This is a genomic window from Streptomyces mobaraensis (assembly GCF_020099395.1).
GTDB lineage: Bacteria > Actinomycetota > Actinomycetes > Streptomycetales > Streptomycetaceae > Streptomyces.
The window spans coordinates 1,072,417-1,085,746 of sequence record NZ_CP083590.1; the positions used below are offsets into that span (position 1 = coordinate 1,072,417).

The 13,330-nt window shown below is 73.2% G+C and carries 11 protein-coding genes; 3 read left to right on the forward strand and 8 right to left on the reverse strand.

Features of this window, described 5'->3' with window-relative positions:
- Positions 1–132: 132 nt before the first annotated feature.
- The 5 genes from K7I03_RS04400 to K7I03_RS04420 all read right to left on the reverse strand — a co-directional run bounded on the left by K7I03_RS04400 (position 133) and on the right by K7I03_RS04420 (position 5,749).
- On the reverse strand, positions 133–1,482 hold the full coding sequence (locus tag K7I03_RS04400; protein ID WP_185942217.1) for an aminopeptidase P family protein: 1,350 nt from the start codon (positions 1,480–1,482) through the stop codon (positions 133–135).
- 201 nt (positions 1,483–1,683) lie between these two features.
- Positions 1,684–3,129 (reverse strand): glyceraldehyde-3-phosphate dehydrogenase, encoded by a 1,446-nt coding sequence (locus K7I03_RS04405; protein ID WP_004938986.1) that lies wholly within the window; start codon positions 3,127–3,129, stop codon positions 1,684–1,686.
- A 480-nt stretch (positions 3,130–3,609) separates the two neighbouring features.
- Complete coding sequence (locus tag K7I03_RS04410) at positions 3,610–3,876, reverse strand: hypothetical protein (protein WP_185942121.1); 267 nt, start codon at positions 3,874–3,876, stop codon at positions 3,610–3,612.
- 187 nt (positions 3,877–4,063) lie between these two features.
- The gene (locus tag K7I03_RS04415) at positions 4,064–4,570 is read right to left on the reverse strand and encodes a glutathione peroxidase (RefSeq protein ID WP_221902792.1); all 507 of its coding nucleotides are present in this window, start codon (positions 4,568–4,570) and stop codon (positions 4,064–4,066) included.
- Positions 4,571–4,819: 249 nt separating this feature from the next.
- Positions 4,820–5,749: an NADP-dependent oxidoreductase gene (locus K7I03_RS04420; protein ID WP_185942122.1), complete on the reverse strand. Its 930-nt coding sequence runs from the start codon at positions 5,747–5,749 to the stop codon at positions 4,820–4,822.
- Positions 5,750–5,799: 50 nt separating this feature from the next.
- On the opposite strand from K7I03_RS04420, the gene K7I03_RS04425 reads away from it, so the two are divergent.
- The 3 genes from K7I03_RS04425 (at position 5,800) to K7I03_RS04435 (ending at position 9,638) form a co-directional block, all read left to right on the forward strand.
- Positions 5,800–6,426 (forward strand): TetR/AcrR family transcriptional regulator, encoded by a 627-nt coding sequence (locus K7I03_RS04425; protein ID WP_185942123.1) that lies wholly within the window; start codon positions 5,800–5,802, stop codon positions 6,424–6,426.
- 795 nt (positions 6,427–7,221) lie between these two features.
- Positions 7,222–7,617, forward strand: a complete 396-nt coding sequence (locus K7I03_RS04430; RefSeq protein WP_185942124.1) for an NUDIX hydrolase — start codon at positions 7,222–7,224, stop codon at positions 7,615–7,617.
- Positions 7,614–9,638: an ABC transporter ATP-binding protein gene (locus K7I03_RS04435; RefSeq protein WP_185942125.1), complete on the forward strand. Its 2,025-nt coding sequence runs from the start codon at positions 7,614–7,616 to the stop codon at positions 9,636–9,638. The genes K7I03_RS04430 and K7I03_RS04435 overlap by 4 nt, the downstream gene beginning before the upstream one ends.
- Before the next feature lie 80 nt (positions 9,639–9,718).
- Here K7I03_RS04435 and K7I03_RS04440 read toward each other — a convergent pair whose 3' ends face one another.
- From K7I03_RS04440 to K7I03_RS04455, 3 genes are all read right to left on the reverse strand, one after another.
- A complete protein-coding gene (locus K7I03_RS04440; protein ID WP_274390168.1) occupies positions 9,719–10,711 on the reverse strand; it encodes an aldo/keto reductase in 993 nt (330 codons plus the stop codon).
- A 253-nt stretch (positions 10,712–10,964) separates the two neighbouring features.
- Positions 10,965–11,978, reverse strand: a complete 1,014-nt coding sequence (locus tag K7I03_RS04445) for a LysR family transcriptional regulator (RefSeq protein WP_260630151.1) — start codon at positions 11,976–11,978, stop codon at positions 10,965–10,967.
- A 62-nt stretch (positions 11,979–12,040) separates the two neighbouring features.
- Positions 12,041–13,261 (reverse strand): MFS transporter, encoded by a 1,221-nt coding sequence (locus K7I03_RS04455; RefSeq protein WP_185942127.1) that lies wholly within the window; start codon positions 13,259–13,261, stop codon positions 12,041–12,043.
- Positions 13,262–13,330: the final 69 nt, after the last annotated feature.

Here is a 13,330-nt window from a genome sequence, read left to right on the forward strand (position 1 = left end):
CAGATACCGGCCACGGAAGGCGATGGAGTCAGAAGACAAGCCGAGACCCGCACGACGCGCCGGCTCGACCCCGCCCCTTCCGGCTCCCGCGCCGCGGGTCCGGCGGGAGGCGGGGGCCGGTCTCTCCCGTGACTACCCGGCCTCGGCGGCCAGTTCACCCATCCACGCCTCGATCGCGTCCGACGTCCGCGGCAGTGCCCCCGACATCAGCCGGGCGCCGTCCGCGGTGATGACGAGGTCGTCCTCGATGCGCACGCCGATGCCGCGCAGGGCGGGCGGCAGGGTCTCGTCGTCGGGCTGGAGGTAGAGGCCGGGTTCGACGGTGAGGACCTGGCCCTCCTCCAGGACGCCGTCGAGGTAGGCGTCGGCGCGCGCCTGGGCGCAGTCGTGGACGTCCAGGCCCAGCATGTGGCCGCTGCTGCAGAGGGTGTAGCGGCGGTGGAGGTCGCCGTCGGGGGTGCGGAGGACGCCCCACTCGGTGAGGCCCTCGGCGATGACGCGCATGCCGGCGCGGTGGAAGTCACGGAAGCTCGCGCCGGGTTTGAGGGCGGCCATGCCCGCTTCCTGGGCGGCGAGGACGAGTTCGTAGACCTGCCGCTGGACGGGCGAGAAGCGGCCGGAGAGGGGGAGGGTGCGGGTGATGTCGGCGGTGTAGAGGGTGTCCGTCTCCACGCCGGCGTCGAGGAGGAGCAGGTCGCGCGGGTCCAGCCGGCCGTCGTTGCGGGTCCAGTGCAGGACGCAGGCGTGCGCGCCGGACGCGGCGATGGTCTCGTAGCCGGTGCCGTTGCCCTCGGCGCGGGCGCGCAGCCCGAAGACGCCCTCGATCCAGCGTTCGCCGCGCTGGTGCGCCAGGGCGCGCGGGAGGGCGCGGACGACGTCCTCGAAGCCGGCGGTGGTGTGGTCGACGGCCTGTTGCAGCTGCCCGACCTCCCAGGCGTCCTTGACGAGCCGCAACTCGCTCAGGGCGGACGCGAGTTCGCCATCGGTGGTGGCGTCGCGGCCGGGCGGGAGGGGGGCGTCGGGCTCCAGGGGTGCGCAGCGTATGCCCGTAGCGCGCTCGGTCTCCGCGGGGTCCGGCGACCGGCCGACCCAGAACTCGCCGTGGCGGCGGTCGCGGTAGAACGCCGACGAGCCGGCGGAGCGGGGCGGGCGCGGCCGGACGTACAGCACCGCCTGGTGCCGGTGCGGACCGTCGGGCTCCAGGACGAGGACGTGCCCGGCCTGGTCCTCGCCCGTCAGGCCGGTCAGCCAGGCGTAGGCGCTGTGCGGGCGGAAGCGGAAGTCGCAGTCGTTGGAGCGGACCTTCGACGTGCCGGCGGGCACGATCAGCCGATCGCCGGGGAAGCGGGCGGAGAGCCGCGCCCGGCGCGCGGCGGTGGCGTCCGCGAGGGGCGACCGGGGGCCGGCGGGCGGCGGCGCCGGCGTCCAGCCCGCCCCCATGAAGGCCGCCAGTTCGTCGGACACCGGCAGGTCGTGGCTCATCGTGCGGATGGGGACGTCGGCGGATCCGGACACGGTCTTTCCTCCTGGGATGTCGAGCGGCTGGGAATCGAGCCGTGTACCATTTCACATTACGGTGTTACAGGTCACATGTCATGGGTGAGATGCGGAAAGGCCGCTCCCCCGCCGTGGTGAGCGGCGTTGCGGGAGCGGCCTCCGGGGGCGTAGCTGGAGCCTGGGGCGTCAGGCCAGCGGCGCCGGGTACGTCGGGTACTCCACCCCGGACACGTACTGGACGACGCGGACGACCTGGCAGGAGTAGCCGAACTCGTTGTCGTACCAGAGGTAGAGGATCGCGTTGTCGCCCTCGACCTTGGTGGCGCCGGCGTCGACGATCGACGCGTGGCGCGAGCCGATGAAGTCGCTGGAGACGGCGTCGGGCGCGCTGATGAAGTCGATCTGCCGCTTGAGCGGCGAGGTCAGCGAGACGTTGCGGAGGTAGTCGAGGACGTCCTCGCGGGTCGTCTCACGGGCCAGCCGCAGGTTGAGGATGGCGATCGAGACGTCCGGCACCGGGACGCGGATGGAGCTGCCGGTGATCCGCGCCTTGAGGTCGGGCAGCGCCTTGGCGACGGCGGAGGCGGCGCCGGTCTCGGTGATGACCATGTTCAGCGGCGCGGAGCGGCCACGGCGGTCGGAGTTGTGGTAGTTGTCCAGCAGGTTCTGGTCGTTGGTGAACGAGTGGACGGTCTCCACGTGACCGTTCAGGACGCCGTACTCGTCCGCCATCGCCTTCAGCGGCGGGACGATCGCGTTGGTGGTGCAGGACGCGCAGGAGATGATCTGCTCGTCCGGCTTGATCATGTCGTGGTTGACGCCGTGGACGACGTTGGGGACGTCGCCCTTGCCCGGCGCGGTCAGCACGACCTTGGCGATGCCCGGCTGGAGGTGCTTCGACAGCCCCTCGCGGTCGCGCCACTTGCCGGTGTTGTCGATGAGGATGGCGTCCTTGATCCCGTACGCCGTGTAGTCCACGGTCGTCGGGTCGTCGGAGTAGATCACCTGGATCTCGGTGCCGTTGGCGATGATCCGGCTGTTCGCCTCGTCGACCGTGATCGTGCCCTGGAACTGCCCGTGGATGGAGTCGCGGCGCAGCAGCGAGGCGCGCTTCACGATGTCCTGGCCCGCGCCCTTGCGGACCACGATGGCGCGCAGCCGCAGGCCGTTGCCCGAGCCGGCCTTCTCGATCAGCAGCCGGGCGAGGAGGCGGCCGATGCGGCCGAAGCCGTAGAGCACGACGTCGCGCGGCTCACGGCGCTCGATCTTGTTCTCGCCCAGCGCCCCGGCGACGGCCTCGGCGGTGAACTCCTCCACCGACAGCCCGCGGTCGTCGGCCTGGTAGGTCGCGGCGAGCATGCCGATGTCGATCTGCGACGGCCCGAGGTCGAGCGTGGTGAGCGCCCGCAGGAACGGCATCGTCTCGGTGACCGCGAGCTCCTCCCCCGCGATCTGCCGGGCGAAGCGGTGGGTCTTGAGGATGCTGACCACCGACTTGTTCACCAGGGAGCGGCTGTGGACCAGGACGGTGACGTCCCGCTCCCGGTGCAGCTTCCCGATGATCGGGATCATCGACTCCGCGATCTCCTCGCGGTACTTCCAGTTGGCGAACGTGTCGTCATTGACAGTCACAGGCGTATCTTTCGAGCTAGGCGGCGCTCATATGCTAACCCCACGCGTGTTCGGGGACTCAAGGGGTGGCGGTGGCTGGTTCCTCACACTCCGGAGTGACGCTCGGTGACGGATTCGCGACGAACGTGCGCGGCGCCCGGGCGCTGGGCGGCGGGTCGCGACCGATTCCGGCCTCGAAGAATCCGTGCCCCGGGACGGCCGCCACAGCAGCGGTGACGCGGTCCGCTGTGCACCGCGACACCGGAGCACCGTCGTCACTGTGCAGCGAGGCACCGGTCGCGGCGAACGGCCGCGCTACGTTGAGGCCCGGCGCACCCGGGGGCACCTCACGAGGGCGATCGGGGTGTGGATGCGGTGTTTTCCGCCGACATCACCATGGCGCCTCGAAGGCGGTGGCGGTGACGGTGGCGGTCGCAGTGACGGTGACGCATACGACGCGACGCATCACGCATCGACCGCTTTCTGTCGCTGCACACGGATTCAGATAGGGATCATGGGCCCAAGGCGCACCACCGCAATCATTTGCGGAATCATGCTCGCCGTCCTCTGGGTGGCGTTCTCCTCTTCCGCCCATGCGGCGAGCCCGGACATCCGCAACGAGAACTCCGGCCTGCGTCTCGGCGCCTTGTCGGAGGAATCGCCGTCGCCCGCCCGGCCGTTGACGTCCGAGCCGGCCCCGAAGCCGGGCCGCGGTCCGGGCACGTCCTCCCGGCGGCACCCGGCCGCGTACGGCGAGGAGACGACCACCGCTGCCCGGTCTCCCTGCCCTACGGCGCGCCCGTGAGCATCCCGGGCCCGCCGGATCCGCCCTGGACGCGGAGGATCCGGAGGGCTTCACCGACCGACCCCGAGCGAGGGCACGCGCCGCGCGCCGCGCCGCCGCGATCACGCGGCCTCGCCTCGGCGCCGCCACCCGGCACTACGGAGACCCTCGTCAGGCCGGCAGCACCGCCTCGATGGCGGCCGTCACCTCGGGGGCGTCGGGCTCGGTGCGCGGGCTGAACCGGGCCGCGACCGTGCCGTCGGGAGCGATGACGAACTTCTCGAAGTTCCAGCGGATATCGCCCGTGTGCCCCTCGGCGTCGGGCGTGTCCACGAGTCCGGCGTACAGCGGGTGCCGGTGCTCGCCGTTGACGTCGGTCTTCTCCGTCAGCGGGAACGTCACACCGTAGGTGGCCGAGCAGAAGGTGGCGATCTCGTCCGCGCTGCCGGGCTCCTGGCCCATGAACTGGTTGCAGGGGACGCCCAGCACGGTGAAACCGCGGTCGGCGTACCGCTGCTGGAGCTTCTCCAGCGCGGCGTACTGCGGGGTCAGCCCGCACCGGGAAGCGACGTTGACGACGAGGACGGCCTTGCCCCGGTACTGGGCGAGGTCGGCGGGGCCGCCGGCGAGGGCGTCGATCTTCACGTCGTGGAAGGAGGGGGAAGAGGGGGCGGACATATGCGCTCCTTATGTCGTCCTCGTCGGACCGGCCGCCGCTGGGTCGGCCCGATGCCTGATGCCTGATGTCTGATGCCTGCGGAAGCGATTCTTCCCGACGGACATCCCCGGCGCGCCGGCCCCTCCCCCGGCTCCCTCCTCCCCTTCGCCGCAGGCGCTCGCCCGGCCGGCTGCCGGGCCGTGGCCGATGGAGCACCGACGGGCGTCGGGCACGGTGCGCACGGCTCACGGACCTCGGGTGCCGCGGCGCTAGAGGGTGAGCACGATCTTTCCCCGGACGTGGCCGGTCTCGCTCAACCGGTGGGCCTCGGCCGCGTTCTCGAGGGGGAAGGCGGCCGCGACCGGCACGGTGAAGCGGCCCTGACCGGCGAGAGCGGCGGCCACGGCCAGTCCTTCGACCGCCTGCGGGTCCGCTCCCGGGCCCGCCGAGCGGGTGTGGTGGACCCCGTACGCGGCGGCGTTCATGTCGGCGATGGTCACCACCCGGTCCGGGCTTCCGGCGAGGTCCACCAGGTCGGGCAGCGAGCCGGATCCGGCGCAGTCCAGGACGGCGTCGACTCCGTCCGGCGCCAGGGCGGTGACCCGCTCGCCCAGCCCGGGGCCGTAGGTGGTCGGCGTCGCCCCCAGCCCCGCGACGAACGCGTGGTTGTGCGCGCCGGCCGTACCGATGACGGCCGCCCCGCGGGCCGCCGCGAGCTGGACGGCGACCGTGCCGACCCCGCCGGCCGCGCCCTCGACCAGCAAGGTCGTACCGGTGCCGGCCTTCAGCCGGTCGAGAGCCCGCGTGGCGGTCTCGACGTTCCCGGCCGCGCCGCCGGCCTGCTCCCAGCTCAGCGCGTCCGGCTTCGGCGCCCAGGCCGCCAGGACGGCGTACTCGGCGTGCGCACCGCCGAGTTGCGCGATATCGACGATGCCGAAGACCTCGTCGCCCGGCCGGATCCCGGTCACCCCTGCGCCGGCCTCGTCGACCACACCCGCGGCGTCCATGCCGAGCACGTGGGGCAGGCGCAGCGGCGCGATGTCACGGAACCGGCCCGAACGGAGCCGGCAGTCGGAGGGCGTGACGCCCGACGCCCGTACACGTATCCGGATGTGGCCCGGTCCCGCGTGGGGTTCCGGTACGTCGGCGACTTCCAGGACGCTTGCGGGGCCGTACTCGGAGAAGGTCAGTGCTCTCATGGCGCCGGACGCTAACGGAACACCCCGTCCGTTTGGCTAAAGTGAGAGCGGTGACGAGCCCTTTGCCTCACTCCCTGCGCTCCGACGCCCGGGACAACCGGGAGCGCATCCTCGCCGTGGCGCGCACGGTCTTCGCCGAGGAGGGGCTGGGGGTGGCGATGCGCGAGATCGCGCGGCGCGCCGAGGTCGGACCCGCGACCCTCTACCGGCACTTTCCGGCCAAGGAGGCGCTGGTCACCGAGGCGTTCCGCGAGCAGATGACGGCCTGCACAGCCGTCGTCGACGAGGGACTGGCCGATCCCGACCCCTGGCGCGGCTTCTGCCGGGTGATCGAGGCGGTGTGTGAGATGCGGGCCCGGGACCGGGGCTTCACCGCGGCGTTCGTCTCCGTCTTCCCCCGCGCGATCGACTTCGCCGCGGACCGGGAGCAGGCGCTGGTCAAGGTCGCCGGACTCGCCCGCCGGGCCAAGGCGGTGGGCGAGCTGCGCCCGGACTTCGTCCTGGACGACCTGATCATGGTGCTCATGGCCAACGGCGGCATCCGGACCACCTCACCGGCCGCCGCGGTGACCGCCTCACGGCGCTTCGCCGCCCTGCTGATCCAGGGCATGCGCGCCGACCCGGCCGGCCCGCCCCTGCCCCCGCCGGTCCGGCTGCCGGCGGCGGTGGCGACGTAGCCCCGCATCAGGCAGCGGGCACCCACATGCCGTACGCTCACGCGCGTCCTTGACAGGCCACGTGTCGCCTGAGGCGGCACCGGCGACGTACGGGCCGTACCCGCCCGGTGGGTTCACGGTCCACGGTCCATCCCTCCGCTTGCGGCTCCCTGAGCGCCGACGACATCGTCCGCATCAAGCCACCGGGCGGGCAGTCGGAGCGTCACTTCCCGCGAGCACCGCCTCACCACCGAAGCAACAGCCCCGAAAAGGGCGGGCGCTTCTCGGGAATCCCCGCCGGGCCGGCCCGCGCCGTGCAGCCTCCCTCCGCGCGGGGCCCTCCGTGCGGCCGCCCTTCAGTGGAGGCGTTCACCCCGCCGGTTGCAAAGCCGTGTCCGCGCCGCACCCCGCGGCGGGCGGGGCGCGGCGGCGGGGGAACGTTCCCGAGCGCGTCGGCGGCGGCGTTTTCGTCCGCAACGCAAGGCCCGGATCGGGTGACGGGACACGCTCGGGTGAATCGCACACCGGGCGGCGGGCCGCGCGGCCCGTCATTGCTGGCCCGTTGACGTCGGGTCGAATTCCCGCTCGACCAGCGGCACTTGGGAGCCCGTGACGTCCACGATCGGGGGTCGTTTTTCCGAGCACCCGTCCGATCCGGCTCGTCAATGAGGAGGCGCGGTGCATCACCGCAACGAACGTCACTCGCTCACCACGGAGGCGCCCTTGCCGTTCGAATCCCGACCTGTGAAGAGTCCGCCGGCCTGCCGGCGGCGTGAGGAAGCCGGCATCAGCGGGACGGACAGCTGTCCGGTCGACGTGACCGTACTGCTGCAGCGGGAGGACGGGCGCGTGCTCCTGGTCCGTCAGGACGGCCCGCTCGCACCGCCCACCGGCGTGCTGCGGCACGGCGAACCGGTGACCGCGCGCGCCCTGTGCGCGGTCCGGCGGCAGACCGGCGTCGGCGTCGAACCGGGTGACCTGGAGTTCTGCCACCTGGTGCACCGCCGCTCCAGCGACGGCCAGGGCCGGCTCGCCGTGGTGTTCACCGCCCAGCGGTGGGCCGGGCGGCTGCGGCCGGCGTCAGTGTGGGCCGATCCGGCCCGGCCGCCCGCGGACCACGCGCCCCATACGGCGGCGCTGCTCGCCGAGTTCAACGCCGGGGCGTTGCTGTCCCTCTATGGCTGGAGCATGACGACGGGAGACGAGGCATGAAGAGCACGCGAAAGGGGACGGAGGCCGGCGACGGGTCCACGTCCGAGCGGCTGCTCTTCGGCGGGCCGCTGCTGTACGACGCCCGCTGGGCCGACCACCACAACGCCTACTTCGAGATGTCGCTGTGGGCGATGGCGCTGCAACTGCCCCGCATGGTGGCGTTCACCGCGCGCCTGGCGCTGCGCGCCGACCGCCGCGCGCTGTGGACGGTGGGCCTGGGCGAGCTGGTCCGGGGCATCGGGCAGGCCGTGGGGCTGATCGCCGTCAACAGCGTCCTGGCCACCGTCCTGGCCGAGGGGACGATCAGCCACCGGGTGCAGTCCGCGGTCCCCGCCATGATCGGCGTGGCGGTCACCGGTGTCGTCGGCGCGCTGGCCGACGCCGCGTCCACGGCCGGGACCGGCCGGCTGGAGCCCAAGGTGGAGCGGGTCGCCACCGAGATGTACCTGGCGCGGGTCGCGCGGGTGGAGCTGGCGGCGATCGAGGACGCCCGCTTCAACCGGCTGATGGATTCCGCCCAGTACGGGGCGGGTTCCGCCCGCCGCATGGTCAAGGTGTGCACGGGAGTGATCGGTTCGCTGGTGAGCTTCGCGGCCGCCGCCGGCGTCCTCACCGTCCTCCACCCGGTGCTGCTGCCGCTGCTGATCCTGATGACCGTCCCCCGCTCCTGGGCGTCGCTGCGCAGCGCCCGCGCCCGGTACGCCAGTTACCTGCGCTGGATGCAGCACGCCCGGGCGGGCCGGCTGCTGACGCAGACGCTGATGCGCACGGGTCCGGCCGCGGAGATCCGCGTCCACGACGTCGGCCCGTTCCTGCTGCACCACTTCCGCGCGATGGCGGAGACGTCCGAGGCCGAGCAGTCCCGGCTGGCGACGGACCGGGCCCGGGTCCGGCTGTTCGCCTCCGCCCTGACCGGGCTGGCCGCCGCGCTGACGTACGCGTCGCTCGGCGGGCTGCTGGCGACGGGGGTGATGTCGCTGTCCATCGCGGGCACGGCCGTCCTGGCCATCCGCGGCGGCGGGCAGAGCCTGACCGCCCTCGTCCTCCAGGTCAACAACCTGTACGAGGAGTCGGCCTACGTCGGGGACCTGGAGCGGCTCTTCACGGAGGCGCGGAAGTACACGATCCCGGCCGGCGGCGAGCCCGTGCCGGACAAGGTGTCGCTGATCCGCTTCGAGAACGTCACCTTCCACTACCCGGAGGACGAGGACGGGCAAGGAGATCGGGAGAAATCGGCCGAGCGGAAACGGCCGGCCCTCAAGGACGTCACCCTCGACATCCCGGCCGGCCGGATCGTCGCCCTGGTCGGGGAGAACGGCTCGGGCAAGACGACCGTCTCGAAGCTGCTGGCCGGCCTGTACCACCCGGACGCGGGCACCGTCCGGTGGGACGGCGTCGACGCCCGCACCCTCGACCGCGACCGGCTCTGGTCGCGGATCGGCATGGTCGGACAGGACTTCCACCGCTGGCCGTTCACCTGCCGCATGAACGTCGCCGTCGGCCGCCCGGACCGGCCGGTGGACCAGGCGGCGGTGGAGGAGGCCGCCGCGTACACGGGCGCCGACACGGTGGTGGCGGAGCTGCCACACGGCTGGGACACCCTGCTGTCGAAGGGATACCGGGGCGGCCACCAGATCTCCGGCGGCCAGTGGCAGCGGCTCGGCATCGCCCGCGCCCGCTACCGTGACGCGGACATCCTGATCGTCGACGAGCCGACCTCCGCCCTCGACGCCCGCGCCGAGCTGGAGGTCTTCGAGCGGATCCGCAAACTGGCGGACGGCGGGCAGACGGTCGTCCTGATCACCCACCGCCTCGCCTCCGTCCGGCACGCCGACCTCATCCACGTCCTCGACAAGGGCGAGCTGGTCGAGTCCGGCACCTTCGAGGACCTGCTGCGCCCGTCGGCCGCCGGGGTCTTCCGTGAGCTGTACGAGCTGCAGCGCGCCCAGTACCAGGACGTACGGGTGCCGGGGCGGCGGATGCCCGACGACGCGGAGGAGGGCAGCGGCGCGATGCGGTGAGCGGGCGGGGTGCGGCGCCGGGGGCTCGTGGTCGAGCGCCCCCGGCGCCGGTGCCGCCGCCACTAGACGTCCGGCCCCCACTAGGAGACGGGTTCCAACGCGGCGTCGATCAGAGCCAGTTCCTCGTCCGTGAAGGTGGAGTTCCGGGTCGCGGCCAGGCTGTCGTCGAGCTGCGCCGTGCTGCTGGCGCCGACGATCACGGAGGTCACCGTGGACCGCAGCACCCACGCCAGCGCCAGCTGGGCCAGCGTCTGGCCGCGCTTGACCGCGACGTCGTTCAACGCCCGTAGCCGGACGACGAGTTCGGGCGTGACGTCGGCTGAGGTGAGGAACGGGCTGGCGCCGGCCGCCCGGGAACCGGGCGGGATGCCGTCGAGGTAGCGGTCGGTCAGCAGCCCCTGGGCGAGGGGCGAGTAGACGATCGGGCCGACCCCGAGCTCGTCCAGCGTGTCCAGCAGTTCGTCCTCGGGGGCGCGGTCGAGGAGGGAGTAGCGGGGCTGGTGGAGGAGGAGGGGCGTGCCGAGGTCGCGGAGGATGCGGGCGGCCTCGCGGGTCTGCTCCGGCGGGTAGTTGGAGACGCCGGCGTAGAGCGCCTTGCCCTGCCGGACGGCCGTGTCCAGGGCGCCCATCGTCTCCTCCAGCGGGGTGCCGGGGTCGGGGCGGTGGGAGTAGAAGACGTCCACGTACTCCAGGCCCATGCGGCGCAGGCTCCGGTCGAGGGAGGCCAGGAGGTGCTTGCGGGATCCCCACTCGCCGTACGGGCCGGGCCACATCAAGTAGCCGGCCTTGGTGGAGACGATCATTTCGTCGCGGTGTGCGCGCAGCCCGCCGTCGAGCACCCGCCCGAACGCGGTCTCGGCCGCGCCGGGCGGCGGGCCGTAGTTGTCGGCCAGGTCGAAGTGGGTGACGCCGTGGTCGAAGGCGTGGGTGACGAGGGCGCGCTGGGTGTCGAGGTCGCGGTCGGTGCCGAAGTTGTGCCACAGGCCGAGGGAGACGGCGGGGAGCTTCAGTCCGCTGCGGCCCGCGCGGCGGTAGGGCATGGTGGCGTAGCGGTCGGGGTTGGCGAGGTACAAGGCAGACCTTTCCGTGGTTCCGGCCGGGTCTCCAGCTTGGCCGACGGGGACGGCCGCCACCAGCAGCCCGGGCCGGGGGGCGGCGGTGACCGTCGCTCGCTTCGGGCCGGGCGGCTGGTGGTGGCCGTCGCCCGGCCCGGGTTGGGGGCCCGGCAGTGGCCGTCGCCCGCTTCGGGCCGGGGGCCCGACGGCTGCCGTCCCCACCCCGGGTCGGGGGCGGCAGTGACCGTCCCCCGGGGGCCGCGGCCGGGGCTCACCCCCGGCGGCTTCCCGCCTTCGTGCCGCGGCCACCGGCCTGCGTGTTCCTGGTGACGGCGGCTCGCGCGTTCTCGGTGAAGGCGGCTCGCGGGCCCTTGGTAACGGCGGCTCGCGTGTCCTTGCCGGAGGCGGCTCGCGTGTTCTTGGTGAAGGGGGCCCGTTCGTCGGCCCGGCCCTGCCGCAGGACGCGGCCGAAGGTCTCGGCGTAGGGGTGCGGGTCGGCGCGGGGGTAGGCGTAGGTGAGGACGGCCTCCGGGGCACCCGTGAGCGGCAGGTACAGGACGTCCGGATCCTGGTGCTGGGCGGCCACCGACGCCGGGAGCACGCCGACCCCGCGCCGGGCGGCGACGGCGTGCAGGTACTCCTCGATGTTGGAGGTCTCGGCGCCGATCTCGGGGGTGGCGTCGGCCGGCCAGTCCCGTGGGGTGTGGGTGCCGCTGACGGTGTTGACGACGAGACAGCGCCGCCCGAGGTCCCGCCAGGTGACCCGATCGCGCACGGCCAGGGTGGAGTTCCGGGAGATCACCGCGACGTGCGGTTCGCGCAGGATCTCGGTGGTGACCAGCCGCGGATCGCGGACGGTCCCCCAGAGCAGCGCCGCGTCGACGGAGCCGTCGCGCAGTCCGGCGGTGCGGTCGTCCCGGCGTACGGTCCGAACGAGGACGAGGTGCCGCTCCTCCAGCGTGGCCTGTGCCCGGCGCCCCCGTTCGAGGGGGAAGCCCCAGGCGTAGCCGAGGCGCAGTGTCGGTTGCGGCTCGGCGGGCCGGAGCGCCGTTTCGAGCTGGGGCAGGAGGAGTTGGAGATCGTCCCGCAGGCGGTGCCCCTCGGCGGTGAGGCGGGGATGGCGGGTGCTGCGGTCCAGCAGCGTCCGGCCGAGCTCGTCCTCCAGGCGCCGGATGTGCCGGCTGAGGGTGGGCTGGGAGATGCCGAGACGGTCGGCGGCCCAGGTGAAGTGCTGTTCCTCGGCCAGGATGAGGAAGTACCGCAGCTGCCGGAGGCCGATGTCCATGGGGGTCATGCTAGGTGGCCCGGCCGCCGGCCGTCGCGCCGGGTTCTCGATGTTTTCCCTGCTCAGGACGGTGTCGATGACGGACCTCCGCGTCGGACGGCGCCACGCACCACGGTCAGGTGCAGGACGAGGGCGAGCAGGGTGACGGCTCCCGTGCCGTACGGCAGAGTGCCCGGGGAGGTGCCGAGCCCCAGGGCGAGGCCGCCGAGCGCGGAGCCGATGCCGCTGCCGAGGTAGACGGCGGAGCTGTTGAGCGAGACGGCGACCGTGGCCTGCCGGGGCTGGGCCGCGATGAGCTGGTGCTGCTGGGGCACCTGGACGGCCCACCCGGCCGCACCCCAGATCACGAGCGGGACGACCGTCAGGGCCGCGGCCGTGTGGGCGGCGGCGGGCAGGGCGAACTGGGCGGCCACGATGAGGGCCAGGACGCAGGTGACCGCGGCGAAGGGCCGGCGGGTCCGGTCGACGACGGGTCCGATCAGGAGACTGCCGATGATGCCGCCCGCGCCCCAGGCCCACATGGCCCAGACCGTCCGGTCGGTGTGGGCGGCGTCCTCCAGGAACTCGGCGAGGTAGGTGTACAGGCCGAGGCTGGAGATGCCGCCGAGCAGCGAGACGGTGACGATACCGACGACCCGGCCGCCGGCGAGGGCGCGCACCCGCTCACCCAGCGGCGGCGGAGCGCTCACCTCGACGTCCGGTAGCCGGATGATGCCGACCAGGGCGACCGCGCCCAGCCCGGTGATCAGCCAGAGGGTGCCGCGCCAGCCCAGGTGCGACGCGAGAAGCATCCCGGCGGGGACGCCGACGACGGTGCCGATGCTCAGTCCGCCCATCACGGTGGCCAGTGCGCGGCCACGCCGTTCGGGAGCGGTGAGGCCCGCCGCCGTGGCGGCGGCGATGGGCGAGTACACGCCCGCGCCGACGCCGGCCACCGCCCGGGCGACCAGCAGGACGGCCAGGGTCGGGGCGACGGCTGTCAGCGCGTTGCCGACGGTGAAGACCACCAGTGCCACGCCGAGTACGGTCTTCGCCGGCCGCGCGGCGAGGAGGGTGGCGAAGACCGGGCCGCCCAGCGCGTAGCAGAGCGTGAACACCGTGACCATCTGTCCGGCCGAGGACGCGGAGATGTCCAGGCCGTCCGACACCAGGGGCAGCAGCCCGGCCATCACGTACGCGTCCACGCCGAGCGCGAACGTGCCCAGGGCCAGCAGCGGGATGAACGCGCCGCGGCCGTCGCGGGTTCGGGGGGTGGCGGGTTGCGTTGTGCGTGTGACGCTCATGCGAGGCGTTCCAAGTCCTTTGCGTGGGTGGCCGGCCGGTCCGGGGGGAGAGAGACGCCGCCGCCGTAC